Source organism: Candidatus Accumulibacter necessarius, from assembly GCF_036625085.1.
Genome location: NZ_JAZKUM010000011.1, coordinates 14,702 through 32,063, shown reverse-complemented (window position 1 = coordinate 32,063; position 17,362 = coordinate 14,702). Strand labels below are relative to the sequence as shown.

The following is a 17,362-nucleotide window of genomic DNA, read 5'->3' as shown; positions in this document are numbered from 1 at the left end:
CCGAGCAAGAATACTGAACGCCGGGCGAGGGGCCTGGCCTTGAGTCGAGGCAGCTTTTGAGAGCCTCAAACGCTTGTTCAGGGGGAAGAGGGGTCGATGTTTCGAAGCGTGAAACATTGGGTGTGGCTGCTCCTGTTCTGGTTCGTTCTCGCGGGCCAGGTCGGGGCCATGCCGTGCGACGTCGATAACGACGGCGACATCGACCTCAACGACCTCACCCTCATCCAGAAATCCATTCTCGCCCGCGCCGCAGTGACCGGCCCGAGCGATCCGCGCGACCCCGACCAGAACGGCCTGATCAACTCGATCGACGGCCGCCTGTGCGCCCTGCGCTGCACCCGCGCCAAGTGCAGCACCATCAACCAGACGCCGTTCGCCAATGCCGGACCCGACCAGACGGTCAAGGTCGGCGACCCGGTCCAGCTCAGCGGTGCCGCTTCTTCCGACCCCGACGGCGACCCGCTGCGCTACAGCTGGACCTTCAAAAACCATCCGCTCGGCAGCCTCGCCAGCCTGCTCGACGCTGTCACCGTCGCGCCGCGCTTCACCGCCGACAAACCCGGCCAATACGTCATCCAACTCATCGTCAGCGACGGCAAACTCGACAGCGTTCCCGATACCGTCATCGTCAGCACCGAGAACAGCCGCCCGATCGCCAACGCCGGTCCCGACCAGAGCGTCCGCGTCGGCACCCTCGTCATGCTCAACGGCGGCGGCTCGACCGACGTCGACGGCGATCCGCTGACCTACACCTGGCAGCTCGCCAGCGTCCCGCCGGGCAGCGGCGCCACGCTTGGCAACCCCGACACCGTCAATCCGACGCTGCTGATCGACCAGCCCGGCAGCTACCTGATCGCACTCACCGTCAGCGACGGCAAAGTCCCCAGCCTGCCCGACACCGTCGCCGTCACCACCGAGAACTCACCCCCCGTTGCCAATCCCGGACCCAACCAGTCGATCCCGCTCGGCGCCACGATCACCCTCAACGGCAGCCACTCCAGCGACGTCGACGGCAACCCGTTGACCTTCCGCTGGTCGCTGCTCGCCCGTCCGCCCGGCAGCGCCGCCGTGCTTAGCAACCCCAACACCGTCACGCCAAGCTTCAATGCCGACGCTCCCGGCACCTACGTCGCCCAGTTGATCGTCAACGACGGTACCGTCGACAGCGCCCCGGCCAGCGTCACCCTGACCACCGCCAATGCCGCACCGATCGCCAACGCCGGTCCCGACCAGAGCGCAGCGCTCGGCAGCAGCGCCACCCTCGACGGCAGCGCCTCGCACGATCCCGAAGGCGCCGCGCTGACCTACACCTGGTCGCTGACCGGACGGCCCGCCGGCAGCGCTGCGACCCTCAGCGGCAGCGATACCGTCAACCCGAGCTTCACCCTCGATCGCCCCGGCAATTACATCGCCCAGTTGATCGTCAGCGACGGCCAACTCGCCAGCGCGCCCGATACCGTCACCTTGTCCACCACCAACTCGCGACCGGTCGCCAACGCCGGTGCCGCGCAGACCGTCACCGCGGGTACGCCCGTGAAGCTCGACGGCAGCGCCTCGCACGACGCCGATAGCGACCCGATCACCTTCGTCTGGTCGCTGACCACGCTGCCGCCGGGCAGCAACGCCGCCATCACCCCGTCCGACGGCGTCAGCCCAAGCTTCGTCCCCGACCTCGCCGGCAGCTACATCGCGCAACTGATCGTCAGCGACGGCCAGCTCAGCAGTGTGCCGGCGACCGTCGTCGTCACCGTCAACGCAGCCAACCGCAAACCGATCGCCGTCGCTGAAGCCATCCCGACCCAGACCACGGTCGGCAGCCCGGTGGTCCTCAAGGGCAGCGCCTCGTCCGACCCGGACGGCGACCCGCTGACCTGGTCCTGGAGCATCGCCCTGCGCCCGGGCGGCAGCAACGCCAGTATCGTCAGCCCGACCGCGGCACAGACTTCGTTCGTACCGGACGTGCCGGGCATCTACACGATCCAGCTCGTCGTGCGCGACGGGAAGGTCGACAGCGTCCCGGCGCTGGTCGTCGTCGAGGCGGTGGCGGCCAATCACCCGCCCAGAATCATCTCAAGTCCGCCAACACTGGCTGTCGCGGGGCAAGCCTACAGCTACCCGATCGTCGCGACGGATGACGACCCTGGCGATGTGCTGACGTATTCTTTGGTCCTGGCACCGCCGGGGATGGTCATGGACGGCTCATCCGGGCGCATCCAATGGGTGCCGCAGGTAGACCAGGTTGGCTCGCATGGCGTTACGGTCCGTGTTAGCGACAGAAGCGGCGCGTTCACCGAGCAAAGCTACTCGGTGACCGTTTCCCTGTCCAATCGTGCTCCGGCTATTGCCTCGACCCCGCTGACCATCGCAGCCGGGGGCATACCCTACAGCTACGCGGTTAACGGAACTGACCCGGATGCGGGCGACGTACTCACCTATTCGCTCACCAGTCTGCCGACGGGGATGTCCATCAGCCAGACGACTGGTTTGATCAACTGGACACCCGAAGAGACTCAGGGTGGCAACCACCTTGTCACGGTCCGCGTGCAGGACACCGGGGGGCTGTTCGCCGAACAGAGCTATACGATATCCGTCTGCGCTGCACCGCCTCCCGGAATGGTCGGATGGTGGGGCGGGGAAGGCGATGGTCGGGATCTCTTGGGCCGATTCAACGGAACCTTGGTCGATGCACCCGGTTTCGCGCCCGGGAAGGTCGATCAGGCATTCAGCCTGGTTGGCGGCCCTGAGCATGTTTCCATCCCGGACGATGCCGCTTTGAACCTGGTTGATGCTATTTCCGTTGAGGCCTGGATCAAACCCAGCGCGTTTGTCGCAGGCTATGACCCCATTGTGAAGAAGGCTGGGGAAGGGTTGGGCCAAACGGACGGCTACGCTCTCGAGTTCCTTGGTCAAAACGTAGCCTTTTTTGTCGATGTTCCTGGATGGTTTCTCAGCGAATGGTTTCTCAGCGCGCCTGCTCCCCTCAACCTCGGAGAATGGATGCACGTGGTGGGGACGTACGATGGATCTTACGTTCGGCTCTACGCCAATGGTGTGAGGGTGGACCCACCAACGCATGCCCCCGGCAGGATCAAGGCGTCGGGCAATCCACTCAACATCGGGCATGATCCGGCAAACCCGAACCGGGCGTTCAGTGGGTTGATCGATGAGGCGACGATCTATAACCGCGCACTTTCGCTCGAGGAGGTCCAAGCGATCTATCGAATGGGTTCAGCCGGCAAGTGCAAGGCCGGCTTCCCGATGGCGAATGCGGGCCCGGACCAGTCGGTCGACGAGGGCGCCACGGTCACGCTTGATGGAACCATATCGAAGGACCCTGCTGGTCGACCGATCACTTTCGCCTGGTCGATCCTGAATTCGCCGGCCGGCAGCAGTCCCGTGCTGAGTGGGGCAGCAACGGGAATGCCCACACTGCTGGCCGACAAGCGTGGCATCTACATCGCACAACTGATCGTCAACAATGGCCTGACGGAAAGCCTGCCGGATACAGTGGTGATTCGGGCAGCTGCGGTTCCGAATCACGCGCCCAGAATCACCCCCAGTCCGCCAACAATCGCTGTAGTGGGGAAAACTTACAGCTATCCGGTTGTCGCGGCTGATGACGACGTCGGCGATGCGCTGACGTATTCCTTCCGACGCGTCCCCTTCTACCCCGTCCCGGCCGAGATGACGATCAACGCGGCGAACGGCCTGATCGTGTGGACCCCCACGCTCGCGCAGGTCGGTAGCCACTACGTCACCGTCCGCGTCACCGACGCCGGTGGCCTTGTCGCTGAAGAGACCTTTGTTCTCGTGGTGACACCAACGCCGCCGGTGATCACCTCGGCGCCCGTAACTTCCGCCACCGTCGCCCAGCCCTACACCTATGCCGTCACCGCCACCGACCCCGACCCCGGCGACACGCTGACCTATTCGCTGACTACGGCTCCCCCCGGCATGGTCATCGACGGCGCCAGCGGCCTGATCCAGTGGACCCCCACCGCGGCGCAGGCCGGCGACCACCCGGTCGAAGTCAAGGTCCAGGACGCCGGCGGCCTCTTCGTTACCCAGCCATTCACCTTGAGCGTCGCCGCCGTCCTCGTCTGCGTCCCACCGCCCAGCGGCCTTGTGAGCTGGTGGCCCGGCGACGGCAACACGCTCGACCGCGCCGCCGCCAGCGACGGCCTTGCCGAGAACGGCGCCAGCTACGCCGCCGGCCTCGTCGGCCAGGCCTTCCGCTTCGACGGCGTCGACGACCTGACCCGCATCGCCAGCAGCCGCACCACCGGCTTCGCCGGCGCCTTCAGCGTCGAATTCTGGTTCAACCCGACAACGACGATCAACGTCAGCACGCCCAACCAGATGCTCCTGGCCAAGGGCCGCTACCTCGAAGGTGGATTCAACGCCCCGGTGGCGATCCAGGTGCTGGGCGGCGACGGCCGGCTGCTGGTGCGCATGCCGTCCGCCCCGGCGCTGGTCAGCAGCACCGACACCTGGCCGGCCGGCACGTGGCAACACATCGCACTGAGTTGGGACGGTGCGCGCTATCGCCTCTACGTCAACGGCAGCGAGGAAGCCGGCCTCGATAACGCCTTCTCGATCTTCGACAGCAGCGACCCGATCACGCTCGGCAATGCCGACGGTTTTGCCGCCGGAGGTTTTGCCGGCCTGCTCGACGAACCGACGCTCTACAACCGCGCCCTCACCCCGGCCGAGGTCAACGCCCTGCACGCCGCGCGCGGCCTCGGCAAGTGCACCGCCACCTACAGCCGCGCCGACGCCGGTCCCGACCAGGCCGTCGAAGTGGCGGCCACCGTCACCCTCGACGGCAGCGCCTCGCGCGCCTTCGACGGCGCCCCGCTCAGCTACCAATGGACGCTGACCAGCCGCCCGGCCAACAGCGCCGCCGTCCTCGCCAACCCGGCCACCGTCAGCCCGAGCTTCACCGCCGACAAGGCCGGCGCCTACACCCTCGACCTGATCGTCAGCAACGCCGGCCGCGCCAGCGCCCCGGACAGCGTCAGCATCACCGCCGCGAAGGTCAACCACCCGCCGACCATTACCTCCACCGCGATCACCGCCGGCGCCGTCGGCACTGCCTATACCTACCCGGTCACCGCCAGCGACCCCGACCCCGGCGATACGCTGACCTTCTCGCTGACCACCGCCCCCGCCGGCATGAGCATCAACGCCGCCAGCGGCCTGATCCAGTGGACCCCCAACGCCGGCCAGATCGGCAGCCACGCCGTCACCATCCGCGTCCAGGACCAGGGCGGCCTCTTCGCCCCGCAAAGCTTCCTCGTCGTCGTCGCCGCCACACCGGTTCCGGTCAGCGTCCCCAGTGTCGTTGGCCAGGAACAGGCCGCCGCGCAGAGCGCGATCAGCGCCGCCTCGCTGACCGTCGGCACCGTCAGCCTTGCCGCCAGCGACACCGTTGCCGCCGGCCGCGTCATCAGCCAGAACCCCACCGCCGGCACGCTCGTCAGCAGCGGCAGCGCCGTTGCCCTCGTCGTCTCCAGCGGCCAGGCCGGACCGGCGGTTACCGCGATCCGCGTCACCCCGCTCAACGCCCTGATCCTCACCGGCCAAAGCCAGGCTTTCGCTGCCACCGGCATCCTCAGCAACGGTTCCAGCCTGCCGCTGACCAGCGGGCTTACCTGGACGAGCAGCACCCCGGCAGTGGCCAGCATCGACGTCGCCGGTGTTGCCAGCGCGCTCAGTGAAGGCAGCACGACGATCAGCGTCAGCCAGGGCGGCGTCAGCGGCAGTACGACCCTCAACGTCAAGGCGGCCGTCGCGGACGGCACGAAACCTACGGCCGCCATCACCGCACCGACGAGCGGCGCCACTGTCAGCACAGCGATCCCGGTAACCGGCACCGCGGCCGACGACAACTTCCTGAAGTACGTGCTCGAGATCGCACCCTTCGGCCAGCCGAGCTTCACCACGATCGCTGTCGGTACCGTACCGGTCGTGAATGGCGCGCTGGGCGTGCTCGACCCGACGACGCTGGTCAACGACTACTACCTCCTGCGCTTGACCGTGTTCGACCGGGCAGGCAACCAGCAGACGGCCGAGGTCGACTTCCAGGTCGCACGCGACAAGAAAGTCGGCAACTTCACGCTCGCCTTCCAGGACGTGAACGTGCCGATGGCCGGCATCCCGATCAGCGTCGTGCGCAGCTACGACAGCCGCGACAAGACCAAGGGCGACTTCGGCATCGGCTGGCGGCTCGACGTGAACAGCATCCGCCTGCGCGTCACCGGGGTCGAGGGCGCCGACTGGTTTGAGGACAAGACCCTCGCCATCTTTCCGACCTATTCGCTGGCGCCGACCCGCAAGCACCTCGTGACCATCACGTTGCCCGACGGCAGGGTTGAGGAGTTCGACTTTTCGGTCGTGCCGAGTTCGCGGGAGTTCGTCCCGCTCGATATCGTCCGTGCCACCTACGTGCCTCGCGGCATCACCCGCGGCAGCCTGCGGCCGGCCGATGCCGATGAACTGTTGGTGCAGTCGACGGCCGGAGTTTTCCCGGGGGCGGTCGAGTTGTACGCCATCGTCAACCCCGTTGCGCCGTATGCACCCGCCGCCTACGACTACACCACCCCCGAGGGCCAGACCATCCGCATCACACGCGCCGGGGTGGTGCAGTACATCCGCGACCGCAATGGCAACACCGTCACCTTTGGCCCGCTGGGCGTCACGCATTCGGCGGGCCTGAGCATCGCCTTCACGCGCGACAGCGAAGGCCGCATCACCCAGGTGACCGACCCCAACGGCAATGTCCAGCGCTACGCTTACGACATCAACGGTGATCTGGCCAGCCATACCGACGCGCAGGGCCGGGTCACCAGCTTCCTCTACAACTTCAGCCATGGCCTGATCGAAATCCGTGACCCACGCGGTGTTCGCCCGATTCGCAACGAGTACGACGACGCCGGACGGCTGATCAAGACCATCGACGCCTTCGGCAAGGAGATCGTCTTCACGCACGAGCTGGCCGCCAACCGCGAGATCATTACCGACCGCCTCGGGCGCCAGACCATCCACGAATACGACGACCAGGGGAATGTCACGCGCACGACCGACGCCAACGGCGGCGTCACCGCCCGCAGCTACGACGCGCGCGGCAACACGCTTAGCGAGACTGATCCGCTGGGGCGCACCCGCAGCTACACCTATGACGCAAACAACAACCGGCTGAGCGAAACCGACGCACTCGGCAAGGTCACGACCACTACCTACAACGCGAACCGCCAGGTGCTGACGATCACCGACGCGCTGGGCCGGGTGACGAGCAACACCTACGACGCGCGCGGCAACCTGATCTCAATGCAGGATGCCGCGGGCAATACGACGAGCTACAGCTACGATGCCAGTGGACTGCCGCTTAGCCGCACCAATGCCCTCGGTCAGGTCACCGTTTACGAGTACGATGGGCCGGGCCGTGTCGTCAAGGAAACGGAGCCTGTCGGTGGCAAGACCACGAGCTATACCTACGACGCCAACGGCAATCGCCTGACGCAGACCGTCACCCGCACCCTGCCGGGTGGCGGCAAGGAGGCGCTGATCACGCATTTCGACTATGACGCGATGAACCGGGTGGTCAAGACCACGCAGCCGGACGGCTCGGTTAGCCAGGTTGCGTACAACGCGATCGGCAAGCAGGACAAGACCATCGACGCACTGGGTCGCGAGACGCGCTACGAGTACGACGACATGGGGCGGCTGGCGCGCACCTCGTACCCGGACGGCACCTCCGAAACCTCGACCTACGACGCCGAAGGCCGGCGCACCGGCAGCACCGACCGGGCAGGGCGGACCACCACCTCGACCTACGACGCGCTCGGCCGGCTGACCGCCACCACCTTCCCCGACGGCAGCGGAAGCAGCACCGCCTACGACGCCGCCGGCCAGGTCCTCACCAGCACCGACGCGCGCGGCAACGCCACCACCTATGCCTACGACGGCGCCGGCCGCCGCACGCAGGTCATCGACGCCCTCGGTAAAGCCACCACCTTCAGCTACGACGACCTCGGCAACCAGACGCGCGTCACCGACGCCAACGGCAACGCCGTCGCCTTCACTTACGACGCCAACAACCGCCGCACCCGCACCACCTACGCCGACGGCACCTTCGAGCAAGTCAGCTACGACGCCCTCGGCCGGCAGACCGCCAAGACCGACCAAGCCGGCAAGACCACCCAGTTCGCCTACGACGCGCTCGGCCGGCTGATCAATGTTACCGACGCCCTCGGCCAGATCACCACCTACAGCTACGACGAACAGGGCAACCAGCTCACCCAGACCGACGCCGAAGGACGCACCACCCGCTTTGCCTACGACAGGATGGGCCGGCGCAGCAGCCGCACCCTGCCGCTCGGCCAGACCGAGACCTCCACCTACGACGCCGCCGGCAACCTGCGGACGAAGACCGACTTCAACGGCCGCACGACCAGCTACGCCTACGACAGCGTCAACCGCCTGCTCCGGAAGACCCCCGATGGCAGCCTCGGCCAGCCGCCGGTGGTCTTCACCTACACCCCCTCCGGCCAGCGCGCCGGTATGCAGGACGCCAGCGGTAGCACCACCTACAGCTACGACAGCCGCGACCGCCTGCTCAGCAAGGCGACGCCGCAGGGAACGCTCAGCTACAGCTACGACGCCGCCGGCAACCTGACCCGCATCCAGTCGAACCACGCTGGCGGCGCGGCGATGGACTACAGCTACGACGCGCGCAACCGCCTGGCCACGGTCACCGATGCCGAAGGCCGCGTGACGAGCTACAGCTACGACGCCGTCGGCAACCTCGCCGGCTTCCTCTACCCGAACGGCGTGCAGACCACCTACACCTACAACCCGCTCAACCGACTCACCAACGTCACCGGCGCCAGGGGCGCGACGACGATCGCCGGCTACACCTACACCCTCGGGCCGTCAGGCAACCGCGTCGCGGTGACCGAAGCCAGCGGCCGGCGGGTCGACTACACCTACGACGATCTCTATCGGCTAAGGAGCGAGACGATCAGCGCCGACCCGGCCGGGCCGAATGGCGCCATCGCCTACACCTACGACAAGGTCGGCAACCGGCTGGTGCGCACTTCGACGGTCGCCGGCATCACCGACCAGAGCTTCGAATACGACTTCAACGATCGCCTCGGTGGCGAGGGCTACGACAACAACGGCAACACGCTGACTTCGGGCGGGCGGACGTTCGGGTATGACTTCGAGAACCACCTGACCAGCGCCGATGGCGGCGTGAGTTTCGTCTATAACGGCGACGGGATTCGGGTGGCGAAGACGGCGGGCGGCGTGACGACGGGATTCCTGGTCGATGACCGGAACCCGACGGGGTATGCGCAGGTGCTCGAGGAGATCGTCGGCGGGGCGGTGGAGCGGAGCTATACGTATGGGCTGAAGCTGATCAGTCAGAAGCAGGCGTCAGGGGTGAGCTTCTATGGGTATGACGGGCATGGGAGTGTGAGATTCTTGACGAGATCTGATGGCGTGGCTACTGATGCTATGCGGTATGACGCGTTTGGCGTTCAAGTTTCGCATGCTGGATTGACAGCTAATTCATACCTGTATTTAGGAGAGCAGTTTGAAAACGAATTGAATTCGTACTACCTTCGCAATAGATACCTCGACCCTTCAATTGGAAGATTCCGATCGATTGATCCTGTGGATGGCGACGAGTCGGCGCCCGCAACATTACACTCTTATGTCTACGGAGGCGGCAACCCGGTGAATATGATTGATCCTGACGGACTGAGCTACAGCCCCGAAACGGGCAGGGCCGTTGAAGCCGTTGTTGGGTGGCAATATGCACACACACATCCAAAGGATCGCATCTCCTACGGAGCATGGGCGGGAGTTGGATGGCTAGATAATCTGAAACCTGACATCCTTAACTTCACTCGCAAGAAGTTCCTCGAAATAAAACCTCTATCGAGAAGTGGAATCGCTGCCGGTTTGGCGCAAATGGCTTACTACTGCGTTAGCTTGTGCGATATCGGCTATTCACCTGACACTCGTTGGATCGTGCCAAATCCTGTTGGGATAGTCGATGGGAGGTTGATGGCCATTGCTAATATTGGAGGGCTTGTCTTTTACACTGACCAGTATACTCAGGAACAATTGAACGCCTATGCGCGACAACCGGTTCAGCAACTACGGAATCTGCTGCTTGAGAAGCCTGCTCAATCATTGATAAGCGTGGTCAATGAGTTTGATTTGGTAGATCGCCTTCGGTGGACTATTGCAAGTGAGTCATTTGGTCGAGAAATCTACTACGGAGTATTGACGACGGCGGTAATTGTAGGGTTCTATTTCCTTGGGCCTGCCGCGTTCGCACTGGCGTTTTGAAGCAGGTCGGATGATCCGGTGGGGGGCAGCTCTTACCTATTGCCCTCCCTCTGCAAGTCACGTTTGGGGTCATCACGTTTGGCACGTTTGGCACGTTTGGCACGTTTGGGGTCACGTTTGCGAGCGAGGCTGAGGGTTAAAGGGGCCAGGGTGTTCGCCGTGATCGGCGGTATATCCAGCGGGTTAAAGTCCCGTGAAAGGAGTTGTCCGTACGCCTTTCTAGCACCGGGAAGCGGCGTTCGAGTAATCGGAGGTCGTAAGTTTCCCAGGGCAAAGCAGCAGGCCGCAACGCAAGTGAACCTAGACGTAGCCTCGTCACACTAAATGGGGAAGCCGACCCTGTATCCTGAAGGGGAAGGCCGCTGGAAGGACGCTGGAATAACGGAAGTGGCGTCCATCGACTCCCGGGGTAGCAGGGGTGGCATGTTGTGGAGGAAATACCGTGCAGCACGGGAGACCCGTTACGGTGGTGGGGAGACCACCGACTGAAGCGTATAAGGAAACGAAAGCGCCGCAGACCGTAGCGGGAGTCGGAGGGGTTCATAGTACTGCTGGAGTTCGCGGGACAACACAACCCCGGACGAGGGAAGGGACCCTACTTTGTTCATGCAACCGAAGAGTGAAGGAGAAGGGGATTGCGTCATGCTAACCACCCCTGAAATGATCAGGCCACTACAGAGGAAGCTCTACACCAAGGCCAAGCAGGAACCGGCCTATCGCTTCTATGCGCTATATGACAAGGTCTGGCGAGCAGACATCCTCAATCATGCCTACCGCCTTGTCCGCGCCAACAAGGGAAGTCCCGGTGTCGATGGGATCAGCTTCGAGGCCATAGAGCAGACGACAGGGATAGACGCGTTTTTGTCGGAGCTGGCCCAAGACCTGAAAGAAAAGACCTACCACCCCAGTCCGGTACAGCGCGTCATGATCCCTAAAGCGGACGGCAGCCTGCGTCCGCTGGGGATACCGACGATCCGTGACCGTGTTGCCCAGATGGCCGTCAAGCTCGTCATCGAACCGATATTTGAAGCCGACTTCTGTCCGAACTCTTACGGGTTCAGGCCGAAGAAATCGGCCCACGATGCGGTCGATGCAATTGCCGAAGCGCTTTATCGCGGCTACACGGAAGTCATCGATGCCGATCTGTCGAAATACTTTGACAGCATTCCGCATGCCAAACTGCTGGCCGTGGTGGCCGAGCGCATTGTTGATGGTGCGATTTTGCACGTCATCAAGCTATGGCTCAAAGCGCCGGTCATTGGTGAGGACGCGGACGGCACACGGAAGCATGTCGGCGGTGGCAAAGCCAACAGCAAAGGCACTCCGCAAGGGGGTGTGATTTCACCGCTGTTGTCGAACTGCTACCTGCATCTGCTGGATCGGATCTGGGACAGGCATCAACTCTGCTGGAAATTGAAGGCGCGGATCGTTCGCTATGCGGACGATTTTGTCGTGCTGTGCGGGGGCGAAGTTGACGCGCCCCTCGCCACGGTGCGGCGAGTGCTGGATCGACTTGAACTCACGTTAAACGAGACCAAGACCCGCATCATTGATGCCCGGAAGGAAAGCTTCAACTTCCTGGGATTTGCAATCAGGGTGAGCAAGAGTTGGAAGTCGGGCAAAAGTTATCCGCATGTCTGCCCGGCGCCAAAATCGCTTGCGAAAATCAAGGAACGTATCAAGCAACAGACGGATCGACGGCTCACGCCAGTGCCGCTGGGTGACGTGGTGAGGAATATGAATGCCAGCCTTCGCGGGTGGGTAGCCTATTTCCACTACCGGAATTCCAGCAAGGTGCTCGGCAAGGTGAAAACGCAGGCGGAAGAACGTCTGCGGACGCACCTGATGAACCGTTACAAGATCAGTGATCGGGGGACCGCGCTATTACGGTTTCCGCGTCAGAAGCTCTATGCGAACTATGGGCTGTACAAAGTCCCGATGACGGCAGGCTGGAACACGGCGCATGCCTCGGTGTGAAGAACATCGGAAAGCCGTGTGCGGGCAAATCGCATGCACGGTTTGATGAGGGAGGGCAGGCGACGCAAACTATGGCAAGGCTATTGAGGCACCGCCAGACGAAAGGGGCGGTAACAGCTAGGTTATGCCTAAAGAATGACAAGTCTGTTCTCTACTCTACCGAATTATCTCGGGAAATAGCGCAAGGCGTCTAGGGAGCATGAAGTGGCCGGGAGATGACATGAATAAAATGTGGGTATTGTTGCCAATAGCACTGGGGCTTTTCGGATGTGCGAGCGAGGTTACTCGTCACCCGGTTGATTTGTCGAGAGCGAGGCAGCCACCGGATAAACTGTTTTTTGCTTCGCAAACGGTCCCGGTGCGGCTTGATTCCGGCTACGAGCGGAGCATAAAAGCTGGGACCGAGTTTGTTGACGCCGGCGGCATTGCCCAAGGAGACATACTGAAACCTACGAACGCCAATTTCACCGTCGAGGGCGCGCACATGCATGAGGCTTACCTCGTGGTAAATAGGGGCCGTCTCGTGGGGTTTTATCTCCCTGTTGAGAAGTCGTTTTCTCCATTATCCACTTCAGTCGCCTTGCCACTTGAGATCAAGGAGTTGCGGAAATGAACGTCAATCGTCTCTGTGTCAGTTTGCTCTTGCCGCTCGTATTGGCGGCTTGTGCTACGGGGCCAAAACTCTCGGAAATGAAATCATCGATTCCGACCCTCAGTCCGGAGCAAGGTCGAATCTATTTCTATCGTAGTGGCAGTGCGTTTGGCGCGGCGGTCCAGCCATCGATCCTGTTGAACGGGACTGTGGTCGGTGAATCGAAGCCGGGGGGATTTTTCTTTGTGGACCAGGCTGCCGGTAACAAGGAGGTGAGCACGTCGACCGAGGTTGAGAAGAAACTGTCCTTCACGCTTGATCCAGGTCAGACAAGGTACGTTCGGACCGTCATTGGCCTCGGTTTCTTTGTGGGAAGGGTTTATCCGGAACTCGTAGACGACGCAACAGGGGAGCGGGAGCTTCAAGAAGCAAGCTACATCGGGCCGCCGTTGAGCCAGGGGGTGAAAGCCGATCGCAAAGCGGAATAGGGTCGAATGGCGGGGTTACCCATCAGCCGGCTCCGGTCAACACGCACAGGCGGGGTCTTCCCTTCAGCCTACCGCGGCCGGAGCCTGCGGTCAGGCCTCCCGAGTTCGACACTTTTCGCGTGCCAAACGCATAATCGGGGCTTCGGTCCCAATAAAAACAGGGGGTTGGCGCGCAGCCGAAGATTTGTTGTAGTGACACGTCTGGCCTAAAATCCTATTGCGATCATGGCAGTATGTGGATACAGTAGCGACATGTTCGTGAAGATCACCACGTCCGGCCCGCGCCAGTACGTCAAGCTCGTCGAGTCCTACCGGGACACCGCCGGGGTGCCTCGCCAACGGGTCATCGCCACCCTGGGGCGCATCGAAGCAGTGCGATCTGGCGAGGCTGACTCGCTGCTCAACGGTCTGCTGCGTGCGGCGGGCAAGCCCTCCCTGGAGGAGGGAACCGGCGAGGTCGCCTTCGCGCCAGCGCTGTCGGTCGGCGACACCTGGCTGCTGACCGCCTTGTGGAAGGAACTGGGCTTCGCCGACGCCTTTCGCCGGTTGCTGCGCAACCGCCACCAGTTCGATGCCGAACGCCTGTTGCGGGTGATGGTGTTCAACCGGCTGTGTGATCCGGAATCCAAGCTGGGGATCCTGCGCTGGCTGGAGGGCACCCGGGTTCCCGAGGTCAGCGCCGATTCGGTGAACCACCAGCACCTGCTCCGCACGATGGATACCCTGGTAGAGGGTGCCGACCGGGTGGACGACGCCTTGACAGGTCTTCTGCGGCCGTTGATCGATCAGGAGTTGGCGATCGTCTTCTACGACCTGACGACGATCCGTGCCGAAGGCAGCACCGACGAGTCCGAAGACCTGCGGCACTTCGGCCATGCCAAGGAGGGCGGTACCGTGCGCCAGGTGATGCTCGGGGTGGTCCAGACAGCGGAAGGCCTGCCGATCCATCACGAGGTCTTTGCCGGCAATACCGGTGAGACAACGACGCTGGTGCCGACGATCGAGAAAGTGCTGGCACGCTATCCGATCAAGCGCGTGGTGCTGGTTGCCGATCGCGGCCTGCTGAGTCTCGACAATCTCGACGCCATCCGGGCCCTGCGGGTCGGCGATCAGCCGCTGGAGTTCATTCTGGCCGTCCCGGCGCGGCGCTACGGGGATTTTGACAGCCTGCTCACCCCGTTCCACGAGAAGAGCTGCCAGTCGGCGACGGCAGAGGTCTTCGGTGAGCTGAAGTGGCAAGGGTTTCGTCTGATCGTTGCCCATCGCCCCGACAGGGCCAGCGAACAGAGTCGCGTGCGCGATGAGCGCATTGCGGCGCTGGAGGCCGATGCCGCGCAGTGGGCGGACAAACTCGATGCTCAGGAGGCCGGCCAGACCCATCCGGGCAAGAAGCTGTCAGACGCCGGCACGATCGCCCGTTTCTACAAGGCGGTCGCTGACGCGCATCTGGCGCACATCATCAAGGTCAATCTCGCCTCCGAGGTATTCACCTACGAGATCGACGAACGTGCGCTGAAGCGCGCGCGGCTGATGGATGGCAAACTGATCCTCGTTGCCAACGTTCCGGATTCTCCCCCACCTGAGATCGTGGCGCGCTACAAGGCGCTGGCCGACATCGAACGGGGATTCCGTGTCCTGAAGTCCGAGATCGAGATCGCGCCGGTCTTCCATCGCCTGCCGAACCGAATCCGGGCGCATGCCTTGATCTGCTTCCTGGCGCTGCTGCTCTATCGGGTGCTGCGGCTGCGCCTGAAAGCGAAGGCCAGCCCCCTCTCCCCGGAGCGCGCTCTGGAGATCGCCCGCCGGATCCAGTACCACCAGGTCACGCTGCACCAACGCCAGTCAGCCTCCGGTCTGTCCACCATCACCCCCCAACAGAAGGATCTGTTCGAAACCGTCGCCCTGCCCGAGCCCTCCGCCAGACGCCTGTAGTGCCAATTTAGAACCCGTGAATTGAGCACAAACAATCACTTGGCCGTATTTTTGTCGAACTCGGGAGTCCTTGTTTCTGAGCTACCTCCCTTGAGGAAAGAAAGCAAGGAGCGGAGAACAATCGAGGTCAGACTCGCATTGATTGGGCAGATTTCAGAGAGTTCATCGCCCGGAGCCACCGCTCATCGCCTATGTTCGGGTTGTTGAACAAAGGCGGCGGGCGAATGGGCCAGACCTCCCGAGTTCGACAAAAATACGGCCAAGTGATTGTTTGTGCTCAATTCACGGGTTCGAAATTGGCACTACAAGCGTCTGGCGGAGGGCTCGGGCAGAGCGATGGTTTCGAACAGCTCCTTCTGTTGAGGGGTGATGGTGGACAGGCCGGATGCCGACTGGCGTTGGTGCAGCGTGACCTGGTGGTACTGGATCCGGCGGGCGATCTCCAGAGCGCGCTCCGGGGAGAGGGGACTGGCCTTCGCTTTCAGGCGCAGGCGCAGCACCCGATAAAGCAGCAGCGCCAGGAAGCAGATCAAGGCATGCGCCCGGATTCGGTTCGGCAGGCGATGGAAGACCGGCGCGATCTCGATCTCGGACTTCAGGACACGGAATCCCCGTTCGATGTCGGCCAGCGCCTTGTAGCGCGCCACGATCTCGGGTGGGGGAGAATCCGGAACGTTGGCAACGAGGATCAGCTTGCCATCCATCAGCCTCGCGCGCTTCAGCGCACGTTCGTCGATCTCGTAGGTGAATACCTCGGAGGCGAGATTGACCCTGATGATGTGCGCCAGATGCGCGTCAGCGACCGCCTTGTAGAAACGGGCGATCGTGCCGGCGTCTGACAGCTGCTTGCCCGGATGGGTCTGGCCGGCCTCCTGAGCATCGAGTTTCTCCGCCCACTGCGCAGCATCGGCCTCCAGCGCCGCAATGCGCTCATCGCGTACGCGACTCTGTTCGCTGGCCGTGTCCGGGCGATGGGCAACGATCAGACGAAACCCCTGCCACTTCAGCTCACCGAACACCTCTGCCGTCGCCGACTGGCAACTCTTCTCGTGGAAAGGGGTAAGCAGGCTGTCAAAGTCCCCGTAGCGCCGCGCCGGGACGGCCAGAATGAACTCCAGCGGCTGATCGCCGACCCGCAGGGCCCGGATGGCGTCGAGATTGTCGAGACTCAGCAGGCCGCGATCGGCAACCAGCACCACGCGCTTGATCGGATAGCGTGCCAGCACTTTCTCGATCGTCGGCACCAGCGTCGTCGTCTCGCCGGTATTGCCGGCAAAGACCTCGTGATGGATCGGCAGGCCTTCCGCTGTCTGGACCACCCCGAGCATCACCTGGCGCACTGTCCCGCCCTCCTTGGCATGGCCAAAGTGCCGCAGATCTTCCGACTCGTCGGTGCTGCCTTCGGCACGGATCGTCGTCAGATCGTAGAAGACGATCGCCAACTCCTGATCGATCAACGGCCGCAGAAGACCTGTCAAGGCGTCGTCCACCCGGTCGGCACCCTCCGCCAGGGTATCCATCGTGCGGAGCAGGTGCTGGTGGTTCACCGAATCGGCGCTGACCTCGGGAACCCGGGTGCCCTCCAGCCAGCGCAGGATCCCCAGCTTGGATTCCGGATCACACAGCCGGTTGAACACCATCACCCGCAGGAGACGTTCGGCATCGAACTGGTGGCGGTTGCGCAGCAACCGGCGAAAGGCGTCGGCGAAGCCCAGTTCCTTCCACAAGGCGGTCAGCAGCCAGGTGTCGCCGACCGACAGCGCTGGCGCAAAGGCGACCTCGCCGGTTCCCTCCTCCAGGGAGGGCTTGCCCGCCGCCCGTAACAGCCCGTTGAGCAGCGAGTCAGCCTCGCCGGATCGCACCGCTTCGATGCGCCCCAGGGTGGCGATGACCCGTTGGCGAGGTACCCCGGCGGGGTCCCGGTAGGACTCGACGAGCTTGACGTACTGGCGCGGGCCGGACGTGGTGATCTTCACGAACATGTCGCTACTGTAGCCACATACTGCCATGA

Annotated in this window: 6 protein-coding genes; 5 read left to right on the top strand and 1 reads right to left on the bottom strand. The window is 63.2% G+C overall.

All coding sequences use genetic code 11. The features are described from left to right. Window positions 1–96 precede the first annotated feature (96 nt). From V5B44_RS22830 to V5B44_RS22810, 5 genes are all read left to right on the top strand, one after another. The gene (locus V5B44_RS22830; protein ID WP_332361344.1) at window positions 97–10,362 is read left to right on the top strand and encodes a PKD domain-containing protein; all 10,266 of its coding nucleotides are present in this window, start codon (window positions 97–99) and stop codon (window positions 10,360–10,362) included. 642 nt (window positions 10,363–11,004) lie between these two features. Next, window positions 11,005–12,339 carry a group II intron reverse transcriptase/maturase gene (gene ltrA / locus V5B44_RS22825; RefSeq protein WP_332358919.1) on the top strand — a complete coding sequence of 445 codons (1,335 nt, stop codon included), beginning with the start codon at window positions 11,005–11,007 and terminating at the stop codon, window positions 12,337–12,339. Window positions 12,340–12,559: 220 nt separating this feature from the next. Then, window positions 12,560–12,952, top strand: a complete 393-nt coding sequence (locus V5B44_RS22820; RefSeq protein ID WP_332361343.1) for a hypothetical protein — start codon at window positions 12,560–12,562, stop codon at window positions 12,950–12,952. Beyond that, the gene (locus tag V5B44_RS22815; RefSeq protein ID WP_332361342.1) at window positions 12,949–13,419 is read left to right on the top strand and encodes a DUF2846 domain-containing protein; all 471 of its coding nucleotides are present in this window, start codon (window positions 12,949–12,951) and stop codon (window positions 13,417–13,419) included. The genes V5B44_RS22820 and V5B44_RS22815 overlap by 4 nt, the downstream gene beginning before the upstream one ends. 252 nt (window positions 13,420–13,671) lie before the next feature. After that, entirely contained in the window at window positions 13,672–15,351 is a 1,680-nt protein-coding gene (locus tag V5B44_RS22810; RefSeq protein ID WP_332361341.1) for an IS1634 family transposase, read from the top strand. A gap of 302 nt (window positions 15,352–15,653) precedes the next feature. Here V5B44_RS22810 and V5B44_RS22805 read toward each other — a convergent pair whose 3' ends face one another. Further along, window positions 15,654–17,333: an IS1634 family transposase gene (locus V5B44_RS22805; protein ID WP_332361340.1), complete on the bottom strand. Its 1,680-nt coding sequence runs from the start codon at window positions 17,331–17,333 to the stop codon at window positions 15,654–15,656. Window positions 17,334–17,362 lie beyond the last annotated feature (29 nt).

Bases quoted from the DNA above. Each gene is read 5' to 3' on its own strand.
- V5B44_RS22830 (WP_332361344.1), top strand. From the start codon at position 97: ATGTTTCGAAGCGTGAAACATTGGGTGTGGCTGCTCCTGTTCTGGTTC.
- ltrA (WP_332358919.1), top strand. From the start codon at position 11,005: ATGCTAACCACCCCTGAAATGATCAGGCCACTACAGAGGAAGCTCTAC.
- V5B44_RS22805 (WP_332361340.1), bottom strand. From the start codon at position 17,333: ATGTTCGTGAAGATCACCACGTCCGGCCCGCGCCAGTACGTCAAGCTC.
- V5B44_RS22815 (WP_332361342.1), top strand. From the start codon at position 12,949: ATGAACGTCAATCGTCTCTGTGTCAGTTTGCTCTTGCCGCTCGTATTG.
- V5B44_RS22820 (WP_332361343.1), top strand. From the start codon at position 12,560: ATGAATAAAATGTGGGTATTGTTGCCAATAGCACTGGGGCTTTTCGGA.
- V5B44_RS22810 (WP_332361341.1), top strand. From the start codon at position 13,672: ATGTTCGTGAAGATCACCACGTCCGGCCCGCGCCAGTACGTCAAGCTC.